Origin of the sequence: Chloroflexus sp. (genome assembly GCF_034435895.1) — a bacterium.
GTDB lineage: Bacteria > Chloroflexota > Chloroflexia > Chloroflexales > Chloroflexaceae > Chloroflexus.
In genome coordinates this window covers 1-13,487 of sequence record NZ_DAOTWH010000285.1, presented here as the reverse complement: position 1 = coordinate 13,487, position 13,487 = coordinate 1, and the positions used below count along the sequence as shown (strand labels likewise).

Below are 13,487 nucleotides of genomic sequence, written 5' to 3'. Positions count from 1 at the left end.
GCGATCGTCACCACCCCGCCCGCCTCGCCGGCCACCGCTGCCGCCCTCACCGGCGCCGTGCAGTTCGCTTCGGCCCAACCCGACGCCTTTGCAACCGCGATCAGCGCCTTGCTAGAAAACCCCACCACCCGTATGCGCCTCAGCAAGGCCGCCCGTACCGTGGCCCGCCGGTTTGACTGGCAGGCCATCGCCGCCGCCCATCACGAGATGTATCAAACGGTGGTACGGCGATAACCTGAGCAGGACGTTTTTGCTTTGGCCTTGGGAGCGCGGGCCGCTGGCCCGCGGATGACAATCATGGCGCGCCGCGCGCGAGAGCCATGCGCTCAGCTATGTATTTCGCTACAGCGGGAGATTGCTTCGGGCGCGGTCGCCCCCTCGCAATGACAACCGGGCCGGGCGCCGCCGCCCCCTCGCAACGTGACCTGTTGTCATTGCGAGCCGCCGCAGGCGGCGAAGCAATCCCCCGCGAGTACGGGAATGATGCCTGCACGCACTCCCTTCGCTAGAGGAGGAGATTGCTTCGGGCGCTGCCGCCCCCTCGCAATGACAACCGGGCCGGGCGCCGCCGCACCTCTCGCAATGACAGACTGGTGATCGTTCAACCACTAGCACCACGCCGCACCGCGTCGCGCAGGTCACGCGCAACTCGAATGTCGCCCAAAGCAATGCCTAATCCCACAATCGTCTGCGCTACTTCAGGGCTAACCCCGATCAACGTAAGCCGCGCTCCAAGCAAACGAACGCTCCGCGCCAGTGCGATCAATCCATCAGCCGCTGCCTGATCAAGAAAGGGCACCCCAGTCACATCAACCAACAGCGATTGCGCCCGGCTCTGCTCGATCGCCTGCAACGCTCGCTGCTGAGCCAGCGCCAAGCGTTCACCATCGAGCGCACCGATCAACAGCATTACCAGCATATCATCCCGCACCGCTAAAATCGGCACGCTCAAGGCGCGAATCTCGCGCCGTTGCCGCTCATTTTCGGCCAACGCCGCAGCCAGCGCCGCCTGCCGTTGCTCGCTTTCCGCTAACGCTGCTTGCAAGGCGGCGGTGCGCTCGGCCACCCGATCCTCCAGCGCCTGATTGACTGGGGCCAACTGTTGCGCCAACTGCTCAGCCCTATTCTGCGCTGCGGTGGCCAGATCAATCGCCCGCTGCACGCTGCGGGTGCCAATGCTGGCAATGAAGCCACAGATCACCGTCAACAATACCCCGACCGCAACCACCTCAGCGGGTGAAGGCGAGAACTGGCGCTGGCCGGCCAGCACCCACCATTGCCCGATCATACCGGCCACGCTGACCGCGATGGCAAAGACAATGTGGCGCTCTTGTCCGATCACCGCCGCCACCACAACCGCCACGACTGCATACACCGGCATCAAGCCAATCTGGCCGGTGGTGAACGGAATGACCGCAAAACTCGTCGCCAGCAACGCGACCATCCCAATGGTCGCCCCATTGACCGAGCCCCGCCGGGCAAGGATCAACATGCCGATGACGAGGCATAAACCGATCACGCTCGTCAGCAACAGCGGCAATGGCTCTGGCTGGATGGCTGCCAAGGGCAGCGAACAGAGCACGAGGGCAATGATACTGAACCCAATAATGAGAATATTTTGGCCCCGGCGCTGTAACTCTGGATCAGGGTGCGGTACGGTCAGCCACCGATCGCGCAGAGATCGTTTCATACGAAACCTCACCGGTTGGAAGCGAATAATGGCCGCGTACTGGCATTGTAGCACGGCGACGAGGTCTCAAGAAGGCGCCAACGACCGGAATCTTCACACACAAAACCCCTTCTCCACGCTTCGAGAAGAGGTTTTGCCTAGCCGAGTTCAGCCGAGTTAATCAGCCGCAGCCGCCGTCTGGCGCGCCGGCTGTCCCCACCACATAGCCGCGCTCAGCGGCGCTAAACTGAGCGTCGCGCCAATCAGACAGAGGATCAGATAACCGAATCCGGCCAAAATAAACCCGCTGCTCAGGCTGCCAAACGCCGAACCCAAATTGACGAGCAGATCGCTCGCGCCCTGTACTGATCCGCGTTCGGCAGGGGTAATGGCGTCGGCTAACAATGACGACCCGGCAATATAGCAGAAATTCCACCCCAACCCGACCAAAAACAACCCCAAGGCCAGCCACGGCGTGAGCAGCGAAGCCGGTGAAATCAACGCCCCCGCAATCAACAGCAGCGCGCCGAGGATGATGGTAAGCGGACGGCCCAGCCGGTCGGCGATCCGTCCGGTGAACATCGATAACCCAAACATGCCGAAGGTGTGCGCGCCAATCACGAGCGAAATGCTGTCAAGGCCATGGGCATGGTGGCTCATGTGCAGCGAGGTGACGCTCATCACCAACACCATCACAACTTGCCCCAACACCATGCTTACCAAACCCGCCCGCACCAGCGGCAAGCGCACGATGGCGCGCAGCGAGCGCGCTGGTGCGGCTGGCGTCTGCGCGGATGTGGCCGCATGCGCTGTCACCCGCAACGCCAACACGCGCGGATCGGGGCGCAAAAAGAGCAATAACATCAACGCCGCCAATGCAAACAGGACTGCGCCGCCAAACATCGGCCCGGTGAGTTCGGGCAAGCCACTCGCCGCCGCGAATTGGCCCAATGGCCCGACCAGCAACGGCCCACCCACCGCGCCAATCGTGCTGGCAAAAACGATCGTACTGATCGCACCCGCTCGCCGGTCGGGCAATACCGCATCAGCCGCCGCGTAACGGCTCTGATCAATAATCCCGCGCGCCATGCCAACCAGAAACAGCCCGCCTAAGAACAGCCAAAACGAGTGGCTCAGCACGGCGATCCCATCGACCACCATCCCTGCCAAACCCAACAGCATCCCGGCGATGAGGCCGGGCCGGCGACCAAACCGCTGCATCGCCCTGCCGGCAGGATAGGCCGACAGCGCCGCGCCAGCCAGCATCAGCGTCGCCGGCAAGCCGGCTAGCGCGTCATTGCCGCTCAGTTGCGCGCCGGCAATCGCATTAACCGCGATGTTGGCAATCACCGCGGCAGATGCTAAACTCTGCGTAACAAATAAAGCGCCGATTATCCGACGCGTGGCGGCGGCGTGGTCGAAAGCGATCGCAGACATGAACAGTGCTCCGTGCGAGCGTTGCAGCGAGAATCAATGCTGCTTTGTATCATAACAGATTTTTGTCTTGTCAAGCAATTACGGCGCCAGATCGATCTGAGAACGACAGGCGCAAAACAGTATGCTCGTGTAGCGATTGTTGTATTAGTGAATCATAGTTGTCATAAGCCACAACAAGCTCTAACTAATGGCATCATGGTGTAGCGTGTTCAACTGTCAATTCTTGGCCCATCCCAGAGACGGTTCGCACGAACCGCCGGCCTAACATCCACCATCTCTGTTTTCCCAGCGGGTCACTATGCGCCTCTTTCGCCGTTTCCAACTGATCATCGCTCGCCTGTCCGCCACTCGCCCCGGCGCATGGTTCGTGCGCACCTGCGTGCAACCGCTTGACCAGCTCGTTCTACGGGTTACTGGCGGGCGGATGGGGGTCGTGTCGCTTGTGTATCCTACGCTAGTGCTAATCACCACCGGCGCGCGCAGCGGCGTGCAACGGCGCACCCCGCTACTGTTCTTGCCCGACGGCAACCGGGTCGTGCTGGTGGCCTCGAACTTTGGCCGCGATCGCCATCCCGGCTGGTACTACAACCTGCGCGCCAATCCGCAGGCGCAGGTCAACATCTACGGCCATACCTTCACCTGTTGGGCGCGCGAAGCCACCGGTATTGAATATCTCGAACTGTGGGAACGGGCCGTGCGCTACTATCCCGGCTTTGCCGCCTATGCCCGCCGGGCCAGGCGGACGGTGCCGATCGTGGTGCTTGATATCAGTATGCCCACCTAATAACTAAGGGCGTCACCAGCCCCTCAACCAGCGCCGCCACCAACACCAATGGCGCAATGACCAACAGCCACGCCTTCGCCGCCTGCGCCGCCGCCCAGAGCAGGTTCTCGCCCACTGTAAACTCTCCCGGCGCGGTGAGCAATGCCGCGCCCATGCGCAAGCCTAACGCGGCGCTGAACAAAAACGTGGGTAGCTCGATGATGCCATGCGGTAACAGATACGCCATCAGAAAAGTCAATGGGCTATCAAGCCCAACCCCACCGCGTTCGAGCAGCCGCCCGCAAACATAGCCGATCTGGGCAAAGACCGTCGCCGGCACGAGGAAGGGAAACACACCAAGGCTAAAAGGTGCGAATAGATTTGACAGGATCGATACCCGCAGATTATTGAGAAAAATGAGCAGCGCCAACCACAACGACGGCGCTACGCTGACGGCGATCTGATCCAGCATCTGTTCAACCGGCGGAAACACGAGTGTGCGCGCCTGTGCAAAGCCAAACACGCTACCGGCCACCACCGCCAGCAGGCTTACCGCCAGCGGCAAGCGCAGCTCGTGCAACAACGCCGGCAACTCAGTGCGGTAAAAGCGCCGTGGCGAGAAAGGCAAGCCGGCATAAGCGTAGAGCGGCGTCCCCGCCGGATGGTACTCATTGAAAAAGCGGCGAAACACTGCCCAAACCCGGCGCAAACTCATCTCTTCACGGCTGCGCGAGAAGATCGCCGCCCGCCGGAAGGTTTGCAACCCGCTGCGCAGAAACGCCATCGCTACCACGAGGATGGCCAGCATCGCCAACCAAATCACATCAAAGCGTTGGGCAATAAAGTAAGGCGCCTGTACCTGCAAGATGGCGGTCGTTGGCAGCAAAATCCCCGATGCCAGCAGCGACGCTTCCCGCACACTCCCCGCGTGAATCGAAAGGCTGACCGCGCCAGACACTAACGCTACCGCCACCGTGATGGTGAGCAACCCCATCTGGCCCAACAAGGCCGACGACATTCCCGCTGCGTACAACGCGGGAAAGCTGATCGCCACGAGACTGTAGAAGAGATATTGCGTCACCAGCGCAGTCACGAGCGGGATCAGCAGCGCACCGACCAGCTTCCCCCAAAAGAGCTGGTGATCGGTGGCCGGCAACGCACAGAGTGACTCGAAAGTATTCCGTTCGCGCTCACCCACAAACGACTCAAGAGCCGCCACCAGCGCAAAGCTAATCGGCACAAAGCCGGCCAACACGCCGCCAAACGGCACCAATGGCGCTAACGCCAGCGGATCGTCGATCTGAGGATAGATAGCATAGATCGCTGCGGTCAGGCCGGTAGGCATCAGGATGGTCAGAAAACTCAGCAATCCCACCGAGCGCCAATCGCGGGTGATCTCGATCAACTCGCGCCGGGCGATGATCCAGATCGGGCCGCCGCTAAACCACGCGATTTGCCGGCGCGGGCGCGCGCGTTGGCCAAACCACGGACGCCGGATCTGTTCGCGGGCCAGCAGTTCTTCCCGGCTAAACGAGCGCATCCCGATTTGCACCAGCAACACCACTAACGCGCTCAACCCCACCCATATAGCAACAACCAGATCCCACCGATCGTTCACGATCAGAAATGCAATCAATTGCACGACCAAAGCCAGCGGCACCAAAATCAGGCTCGAGAGCAAACTCGCCGCGCGCACCGTAGTAACATGCGACGAGATAATCACTGCGCCGCTCACCATCACCAACGCCATCGTAACGACCAACGCCAGCAACAACAACAGCCGCAGCGGTTGAAACGCGATCGACGCCACATCAGGCGCAAAGATGTGCAAGATCGCGCCAAACACCAATTGGCTGAGCAATGCGCCAATCAGCGGCAGCGACAACGCCGCCGCCAATTTCGCGAGGTACAATTCGCGGTCGCTGAGCGGCAGCGCGAGCAGCGTTTCCAGCGTATTGCGTTCGCGTTCGCCGGCAAACGACTCAAGCGCGAGAACGAGCGAAAAGCCAGCCGGCAAAAAGCCCACCAACAGAATGGCAAACGGGATGATCTGAATTGCCAGATCAACTTGTTCGGTAAAGCGAATGAGCGTCAATGCTGCCGCTGCCACCAGTGCTGGCAGCGCCATTGAGAGTAGCGCGAGCGGGATGATCTGGCGCCAATCGGTCAAGTTATCGCGCAACTCGCGGCGGGTAATGACCCACCACGCTGGCGACACGTGCGCGCGAGCATCGAAGGTAGCAGTCTGTGAACGAGAAAAGCGCTTCATCACCATCACCGGGTGCGTAGGGCCGGCGCCGCCTCATCCTCAGCCACAATCCGCAGATAGAGGTCTTCGAGCCGGCGCGGTTGTTCGGAAAGGCTATACACCCCAATCCCAGCCTCAATCAGCCGGTTCAGAATCGCTGGATTTAGCAAATGCGGCTCAGCCGTCTGCCAAACGAGCCGGTCATTGCCAACCACTTCTGCTGCCACTAGATTGCGCACAATCGCCAATGCTCGGTCTTGATCGGCTGGCCGGGCCAAGGTCAGTTCAAAAGCCGGATCGCCGAGCAACTGGCGGCTGAGTTCGGCGAAAGGGCCGGCGGCAATTATCTGGCCGCCACGGATGATGGCGATCCGGTCGGCTAACTCCTCCGCTTCACTGAGATTGTGCGTTGTCAGCAAGATACTGCGTTTGGCGCTGCGCAGCTCGCCGATCGCATCGCGCACGGTGCGCGCGCTCTGCGGATCCATCGCCGTCGTCGGCTCATCGAGAAACAGCACTGGCGGATCGTGGATCATCGCACGAATGAGCGCCATCTTTTGCCGCATGCCCTTAGAAAAACTCTCTAAGTTGCGGTCGCGCACCTCCCAGAGGCCAAATTGGCGCAAGAGCATTTCGCTGCGCTGGCGACACTGGGTTGCGTCAAGACCAAGCAGCGCACCAAAGAAAGCCAAATACTCTAGCGCTGCCATGCGTCCGTACAGACCGGGGTATTCGGTCAACAACCCAACCATCCCGCGCACCCGTTGCGCATCGCGCACCACATCATAGCCGCAGATACGCGCTTGCCCGCTGCTCGGCGGCAAAATCGCTGCCAACATGCGCACGGTGGTCGTTTTACCGGCGCCGTTTGGCCCCAACAGCGCGACTAACTCACCCGGCTCAACCACCAGATTGAGATCGCGCACAGCGACAAAATCACCAAATTGCTTGTTCAGATGGATGGCTTCAATCATGCGATGCCTGTTTGGTACTGTGGGTAGATCTCCGGCGCGGGTTACGCTCGTGGGTATTATATACAGGGTTCATTACCAACCGGCAGGCATATTCGGCTAGCCATCCCTACCGTAGATGGCGTAACTTAGGTATACTGCATACAAATCCCACTATCAACCAACTTGGAGCATCGCATGGACGAACCACAGCGCAGTAATGGCCCAGATATGGGCAACCAGCTCACGTATTGGAGCATTGTCGGCATCACGGCGCTCCTCTGTTTTGCATGGCTGCTGACCGGCAGTCTCGTGTTAACACTGATCATCATCGTGCTTGGTTTGCTCCATTTAGCGCAATTCTTCCCCGATGCCGAAGACTTCATCCGCTCCGATCCAATTCTGTTCGCGTTGCGCCGGTTCTCGCTGCCGCTCGTGCTGGTCATTACCGTGATTGCGCTCGCCATGCGTTACGTTCGGTTGTGAAATTTAGACGATTTGCACAAATCATGCAGCGTTTCAGTTGTTGAAATCATCCAATTCCTCTGCTATGATGCGAACAGGAAGCCATCGCACGTGATGGCTGCCGCCAGTCTCAGCGGAGAGCTGGCCGGTGGTTGCAATGCAGCAGCGCGGAGGAAGCGATGGAAGTGCAAGGTATCTTGATTGGCTTAATCGGGTGGGCGGCAACGGCAGTGCTGGCGCTGGGAACGCCGCGGCTGTCAGCGATTGAACAGCGGGCCGTTATCGTCTGTAGCTGGCTGGTGTGGATGATCCCCGGTTTTGGGGCATTTGTGCGCAGCGGCGCCATCACGATCGATGCTGCCGCACTCTATATTGGGGTCTCGACGGTGCTGTTGGCCGCGCTGCTGCTGATCGGCGCGCGCGGACGCAAGCGGGCACGGTAAAGGCAGAGCGCTGCTCTGCCCCCTAGGGGGCAGAGCGCTGCTCTGCCCCTACATCACGCATCGTAATACATCATGAACTCATACGGGTGCGGGCGCAACGCCAACCCGACCGCCTCTTTGCGCTTGGTGTCGATGTAGGCTTCGAGCAGGTCGGTGGTAAACACACCGCCCTTCAACAAGAATTCGTGATCCTGCTCGAGCGCATCGAGCGCCTCATTGAGCGAGCCGGGGGTGCCGCGAATGCCGGCCTTCTCTTCCGGCGACAGCTCGTAGATGTCCACATCCAGCGGCGGCGGCGGTTCGATCTTGTTCTGGATGCCGTCGAGGCCGGCCATCATCATGGCCGCAAAGGCCAGATAGGGGTTGCACATCGCATCTGGCGCGCGGAATTCGATCCGGCGGGCCTTCGGCGATGAGCTGTAGGTCGGGATGCGGATGGCCGCCGAGCGGTTGCGCATCGAGTAGACGAGGTTGATCGGGGCCTCGAAGCCGGGCACCAGTCGCCGGTAGCTGTTGGTGGTCGGCGCGCAGATCGCCAGCAAGGCTGGCGCGTGCTTCAGAATGCCGCCAATGTAGTATTGCGCCGTCTTTGACAGCAGCGCGTACTGCGTCTCGTCAAAGAAGAGCGGTTCGCCATCCTTCCACAAGCTCTGGTGGGTGTGCATGCCCGAACCGTTGTCGCCAAAGATCGGCTTGGGCATAAACGTCGCGCTGTAGCCGTGGGCGCGAGCGACGTTGCGCACAATGTACTTGTACTTCTGCACCTTGTCGGCCATGTTGACCAGCGAGTCAAAGCGCATATCGATCTCGCACTGGCCGGCGGTCGCCACCTCGTGGTGGTGCAGCTCGATTTCGATCCCGATCTCCATCATCTTCAGGATCATCTCCGAGCGGATGTCCTGCAAGGTATCGGTCGGCGGCACCGGGAAGTAGCCCTCTTTGTGGCGGATGCGGTAGCCCTTGTTGCCCCCCGGCACTTCCGCCCCTGTATTCCACACCGCTTCGGGGCTGTCAATGTAATAGAAACCCTGATTGGCGCTCTGACCGAAACGCACGTCGCTGAAGAGGAAGAATTCCGCTTCCGGCCCAAAGTAGGCGGTGTCGGCAATGCCGGTTGACTTCAAATACGCCTCGGCCTTCTTCGCCACTGTGCGTGGGTCACGACTGTAGGACTGGCGCGTGATCGGGTCGATAATGTCACAGATCAGCACCAGCGTCGGCACGCTTAGGGTCGGATCAATGAAAGCGGTTGAGGGATCCGGCACCATCAACATATCGCTTTCGTTGATCGCCTGAAAGCCCTTGATCGACGAGCCATCGAAGCCTAACCCTTCCCGGATCATATCTTCGGTCAACCGCGAGGCCGGCAACGAGTAGTGCTGCCACCCGCCGAAGAGGTCGGTAAAGCGCGTGTCAACAATTTGAATTCCTTTGGTTTTGATCAGCTCGATAACGCCCTTCGCATCCATTGCCATGAGAACCTACTCCTTACAGTACAAGAACGAACGCGGTCCGCCAGAACGAACTTGGTCCTGAAACAGGAAACGACGCCGCGGCACATTGGCGACCGGCGGCGTCGTATTCTTCCTGTCGGCTTCCGTCACATGGGGGGCAGACAGAGCGCAGCGCGCGAGGCAGGCGGCAAACCCGGCGAGGCATTCACTCCAATGCAACGCGCCATCGCAGCATCGAAACGATCATTGTCAAACCGGGCCACGTCGGTGTTGGCCGTTGCGCCTACACAGGCAGCGTGCAACATCTGCACCTATCAGTAGTCTAATCAGTTGCCGCCACGCGCGCTACGGTGAGAGGGTACAATCCTTGCGCTCATCGGATTGGATAGTTTGTCTAATGGTTAGCTCTTACTATCGTTATCCATTCACCAGCTAAGGAGCTTGTTTTGGGCGACAGTCCCGTCGCATCGCGGCGGCCTCCACATCCGAATGATGAACATACGTCTCCCCATTTTACAAAGCGGCGCGACAGGGGTACAATGGCAAGCCGATCCACGCCGCCACGCTGCGGCTGTTGCCTCAAGATACAGTGGTGAAAGGACAAAAGCGCTGTGAGCAAGAAGATCCGCGTTGCGATTATTGGCGTTGGCAATTGCGCCTCTTCATTGGTGCAAGGGGTTCATTACTACCGCAATGCCCGCGATGGCGATGACATCCCCGGCTTGATGCACGTCAATCTCGGCGGCTACCACATCGGCGACATTGAGTTTTCGGCGGCGTTCGACATTGCCGATACCAAGGTCGATCGCGATCTGGCCGAGGCGATTTTCGCCGAACCAAATAATACCTATCGCTTTGCCGACGTGCCCAAGCTGGGGGTGCCCGTCTCGCGCGGAATGACCCACGACGGCATCGGCAAGTATCTCAGCACGGTCATCCGCAAAGCTAAGCGCGATACCGATGACATTGTCCGCATTCTGCGCGAAACCAAGACCGATGTGGTTGTCAATTTCTTGCCCGTCGGCAGCGAGATGGCGACGAAGTGGTACGTCGAGCAAGTGCTCGATGCTGGCTGCGCCTTTATCAACTGCATTCCGGTCTTCATCGCTAGCCAAGAGTACTGGCGGCGGCGGTTTGAAGAGAAGGGGTTGCCGATCATCGGCGACGATATCAAGAGCCAAGTCGGCGCAACCATTACCCATCGCGTGCTGACCACTCTCTTCAAAGAGCGCGGCGTGCGCCTTGACCGCACCTATCAGTTGAATTTTGGCGGCAATACCGACTTCCTCAATATGCTCGAACGCGAGCGGCTCGAGAGTAAGAAGATTAGCAAGACCAACGCCGTCACGTCGCAGTTGGGTTACGAGCTGCCGGCAGAGCATGTTCACGTCGGGCCAAGCGACTATGTGCCGTGGCTGGGTGATCGCAAGTGGTGCTATATTCGCATGGAAGGCACCACTTTCGGCGATGTGCCGCTGAACCTCGAACTGAAGCTGGAAGTGTGGGATTCGCCTAATTCGGCCGGCGTGGTGATCGACGCGATCCGCTGCGCCAAGCTGGCGCTCGACCGCGGCATCAGCGGCGCGCTCTACGGGCCGAGCAGCTACTTTATGAAGACGCCGCCGCGCCAGTTTACCGACTATGAGGCGCGCGAACTGACCGAGCGCTTCATCAGCGGCGAGGCTGGCGCGAAGTAAGGAACGCAAAGGCGCAGAGACGCAAAGAAATTTTGGGGGTGATTCAAGCGAGTGTGTAGCGGCTCTGTCGTATCCAGCGCGTCTTCGCATCTTTGCGTTTCACCTGTGCGCCTTTGCGTGAACCCTATCCAAACAGGACGGGCATGAAACTGATTGTGCAGATTCCGGCTCTCAACGAACGCGATACGATCGCCGAGGTCATTCGCACTGTGCCCCGCCACATCCCCGGCGTCGATCAGGTTGAGGTGTTGATTATCGACGATGGCTGCACCGATGACACGGTGGCGGTGGCGCTTGCCGCCGGCGCCGATCATGTCGTGCGCCATACCGCCAACAAGGGGTTGGCTACCGCTTACCAGACCGGCGTTGACACGGCGCTGCGCCTCGGCGCTGACATTATCGTCAATACCGACGCTGACAACCAATACCCCGGCAGCGAGATTCCGCGTCTGATTGATCCCATTTTGGCCGGCAAAGCTGATATTGTGATCGGCGACCGGCAGGTGCATCAGATCGAGCACTTTTCGCCGCTAAAAAAGGCGCTGCAACACGTCGGCAGTGCAGTGGTGCGTTGGGCCTCGGAAACCAACGTCCCCGATACGGTCTCTGGCTTTCGCGCCCTCTCGCGCGAAGCCGCCTTGCGCACCTTCGTCACATCAGATTTTTCCTACACCGTGGAAAATCTGATCCAAGCCGGCAAGCGGCGGCTCACCATCGTCGCGGTGCCGATTACCACCAACCCGGTCAAGCGCCCCTCGCGCCTGCACCGCGGCAATTGGAATTTCATCAAGCGGCAGGCAGCGATCATCGCCCGTACCTACACCACCTACGAACCGCTCAAGGTCTTTAGCTACATTGCCCTCTTCTTTGCCACCCCCGGCGTCATTCTGCTGGCGTGGGCAGCGTTTGTGTTCATTGGGCGCCGTTTGGGTATCTTATCAGCCACCAATGACCAGTCGTTGCTGGTAGGCAGCGTATTAATCCTGATGGCGCTGATCATCTTTCTGATCGGATTGCTGGCCGATCGCGTCGGCGGTGTGCGCCGGCTGCAAGAAGAGATTCTCTACCGCACGCGCGTCAATCTGGTCGAGCAAGAGGCGTGGCGGCGCACGATCAGCGCCCGCCTCGACCGGATCGAGCGGGCGCTGGGCATTAGCGAACCAGCCGGCGAACCGGTCGAAGACTCAAACCGCACAACCGTTTAAGGCCAGACGTATGGTACTATATGCGCATCCCGCCATCATACGGAGACATGCGCTATGATTGATAATCTTCGCCAGCAATGGGCCGCCGGCGCCGTCGTCTACAATGCGTGGCTCGTTATCCCCTGCCCGTGGAGCGCCGAATTGCTAGCCTCCGCCGGATTCCCCTCGCTCACTATCGATCTGCAACATGGTATCATTGACGATCCCACCGCCTTGCAAATCTTGCACACGATCGATCAGCGCCGCTGCCCAATCTTTGTCCGGTTGGCATGGAATGAGCCGGCGGCGATTATGCGCGCGCTCGACCGCGGCGCAGGGGGTATTATCGCGCCGCTGATCAATGGCCCCGACGATGTGAGAGCACTGGTAGCGGCCTGCCGCTTCCCGCCGGAAGGCATCCGCAGCTATGGCCCGGTGCGGGTGAGCGTAGCGCATGGCGTCGTCGAACCGGCTGCGGTGGCGCGGCTGCCGGTGCTGATGCCGATGATCGAGACAGCAAAAGCGCTGGAACAGCTTGAGGCGATTGCTGACGTACCCGGCATCGATGGCCTCTACGTCGGGCCGGCTGATCTCAGCCTTAGCCTTGGTCTGCCGGTGCCGGTCGATTTTACTGCGCCACCCTTCCGCGAAGCGCTGAGCCGCGTTGTCGCCGTGTGCCGGCAACACGGGCTGGCGACCGGCATCTACGCCAACCCCGATGTTGCCGCCGATCTAGCTGCGCTCGGCTTTAACTTCATCACGATCGTGAATGATGGCGACTTGCTCATGAAAGGTGCAGTCGCCGCGTTGCGGGCAGTGGCGCAATAGAGACGAATCACGGTACTGGCCTGCCAGCGAAATACAGCAAGGCGCAAAGAACGCCAAGGGCGCAAAGGGCTTAACGCAGAGACGCGAAGAACGCAAAGGACGCAAAGTGGATTGTTAAGGATGGGTCATAAGTACGGTTTGGGGTAAACACCAAAAAACCTTAGCCACCTCTGCGTTCCCTGCGCCTTTGCGTTTATCTCTCTCTGCACCTTTGCGCCTTTGCCTACCCCATCGACCACGGCGGCGAGTGCCGTTCGAGGAAGGCGCGCAGGCCGGCCTGCCCTTCCGGGCCGGTGCGGGCCGCCGCGATTGCCTCGATCGCCAACCGGCGCACCTCGGCCAGCGGCTC

The 13,487-nt window shown here is 60.1% G+C and carries 11 protein-coding genes and 1 pseudogene; 7 read left to right on the top strand and 5 right to left on the bottom strand.

Going from position 1 to position 13,487, the window contains the following annotated elements; genetic code table 11:
- Positions 1-234 (top strand): annotated as a pseudogene (locus tag U9R81_RS16090) (glycosyl transferase family 1); the annotation flags it as partial.
- A 367-nt stretch (positions 235-601) separates the two neighbouring features.
- Here U9R81_RS16090 and U9R81_RS16085 read toward each other — a convergent pair.
- The gene (locus U9R81_RS16085; protein ID WP_322496443.1) at positions 602-1,690 is read right to left on the bottom strand and encodes an STAS domain-containing protein; all 1,089 of its coding nucleotides are present in this window, start codon (positions 1,688-1,690) and stop codon (positions 602-604) included.
- A gap of 156 nt (positions 1,691-1,846) precedes the next feature.
- Positions 1,847-3,106 carry an MFS transporter gene (locus U9R81_RS16080; RefSeq protein ID WP_322496442.1) on the bottom strand — a complete coding sequence of 420 codons (1,260 nt, stop codon included), beginning with the start codon at positions 3,104-3,106 and terminating at the stop codon, positions 1,847-1,849.
- Positions 3,107-3,404: 298 nt separating this feature from the next.
- Between U9R81_RS16080 and U9R81_RS16075 the strand changes: the two genes are divergently transcribed.
- A complete protein-coding gene (locus U9R81_RS16075) occupies positions 3,405-3,890 on the top strand; it encodes a nitroreductase/quinone reductase family protein (protein ID WP_322496441.1) in 486 nt (161 codons plus the stop codon).
- Here the strand turns inward: U9R81_RS16075 and U9R81_RS16070 are convergent.
- A complete protein-coding gene (locus U9R81_RS16070; RefSeq protein WP_322496440.1) occupies positions 3,874-6,138 on the bottom strand; it encodes an ABC transporter permease subunit in 2,265 nt (754 codons plus the stop codon). The two genes, U9R81_RS16075 and U9R81_RS16070, sit on opposite strands and share 17 nt — an antisense overlap.
- Positions 6,139-6,143: 5 nt before the next feature.
- Positions 6,144-7,091, bottom strand: a complete 948-nt coding sequence (locus U9R81_RS16065; RefSeq protein ID WP_322496439.1) for an ABC transporter ATP-binding protein — start codon at positions 7,089-7,091, stop codon at positions 6,144-6,146.
- A gap of 174 nt (positions 7,092-7,265) precedes the next feature.
- Here U9R81_RS16065 and U9R81_RS16060 point away from each other — a divergent pair, with 174 nt between their 5' ends.
- Complete coding sequence (locus U9R81_RS16060; protein WP_322496438.1) at positions 7,266-7,553, top strand: hypothetical protein; 288 nt, start codon at positions 7,266-7,268, stop codon at positions 7,551-7,553.
- A gap of 158 nt (positions 7,554-7,711) precedes the next feature.
- The gene (locus U9R81_RS16055) at positions 7,712-7,975 is read left to right on the top strand and encodes a hypothetical protein (RefSeq protein ID WP_322496437.1); all 264 of its coding nucleotides are present in this window, start codon (positions 7,712-7,714) and stop codon (positions 7,973-7,975) included.
- Positions 7,976-8,028: 53 nt separating this feature from the next.
- On the opposite strand, the gene glnA is transcribed toward U9R81_RS16055, so the two are convergent.
- Positions 8,029-9,450 carry a type I glutamate--ammonia ligase gene (gene glnA / locus U9R81_RS16050; protein ID WP_322496436.1) on the bottom strand — a complete coding sequence of 474 codons (1,422 nt, stop codon included), beginning with the start codon at positions 9,448-9,450 and terminating at the stop codon, positions 8,029-8,031.
- Positions 9,451-10,040: 590 nt separating this feature from the next.
- Here glnA and U9R81_RS16045 point away from each other — a divergent pair.
- The 3 genes from U9R81_RS16045 to U9R81_RS16035 all read left to right on the top strand — a co-directional run bounded on the left by U9R81_RS16045 (position 10,041) and on the right by U9R81_RS16035 (position 13,138).
- Positions 10,041-11,126, top strand: coding sequence for an inositol-3-phosphate synthase (locus U9R81_RS16045; RefSeq protein WP_322496435.1), 1,086 nt, complete (start codon positions 10,041-10,043; stop codon positions 11,124-11,126).
- 143 nt (positions 11,127-11,269) lie between these two features.
- Positions 11,270-12,331 (top strand): glycosyltransferase family 2 protein, encoded by a 1,062-nt coding sequence (locus U9R81_RS16040; RefSeq protein WP_322496434.1) that lies wholly within the window; start codon positions 11,270-11,272, stop codon positions 12,329-12,331.
- 54 nt (positions 12,332-12,385) lie between these two features.
- Positions 12,386-13,138: an HpcH/HpaI aldolase family protein gene (locus tag U9R81_RS16035; protein ID WP_322496433.1), complete on the top strand. Its 753-nt coding sequence runs from the start codon at positions 12,386-12,388 to the stop codon at positions 13,136-13,138.
- The last annotated feature ends 349 nt before the right edge of the window (positions 13,139-13,487 follow it).

What these genes read in the sequence shown, in the direction of transcription:
- U9R81_RS16055 (WP_322496437.1), top strand. Translation starts at nt 7,712, where the DNA reads ATGGAAGTGCAAGGTATCTTGATTGGCTTAATCGGGTGGGCGGCAACG.
- U9R81_RS16065 (WP_322496439.1), bottom strand. Translation starts at nt 7,091, where the DNA reads ATGATTGAAGCCATCCATCTGAACAAGCAATTTGGTGATTTTGTCGCT.
- U9R81_RS16040 (WP_322496434.1), top strand. Translation starts at nt 11,270, where the DNA reads ATGAAACTGATTGTGCAGATTCCGGCTCTCAACGAACGCGATACGATC.
- U9R81_RS16060 (WP_322496438.1), top strand. Translation starts at nt 7,266, where the DNA reads ATGGACGAACCACAGCGCAGTAATGGCCCAGATATGGGCAACCAGCTC.
- U9R81_RS16070 (WP_322496440.1), bottom strand. Translation starts at nt 6,138, where the DNA reads ATGAAGCGCTTTTCTCGTTCACAGACTGCTACCTTCGATGCTCGCGCG.
- glnA (WP_322496436.1), bottom strand. Translation starts at nt 9,450, where the DNA reads ATGGCAATGGATGCGAAGGGCGTTATCGAGCTGATCAAAACCAAAGGA.
- U9R81_RS16080 (WP_322496442.1), bottom strand. Translation starts at nt 3,106, where the DNA reads ATGTCTGCGATCGCTTTCGACCACGCCGCCGCCACGCGTCGGATAATC.
- U9R81_RS16075 (WP_322496441.1), top strand. Translation starts at nt 3,405, where the DNA reads ATGCGCCTCTTTCGCCGTTTCCAACTGATCATCGCTCGCCTGTCCGCC.
- U9R81_RS16085 (WP_322496443.1), bottom strand. Translation starts at nt 1,690, where the DNA reads ATGAAACGATCTCTGCGCGATCGGTGGCTGACCGTACCGCACCCTGAT.
- U9R81_RS16035 (WP_322496433.1), top strand. Translation starts at nt 12,386, where the DNA reads ATGATTGATAATCTTCGCCAGCAATGGGCCGCCGGCGCCGTCGTCTAC.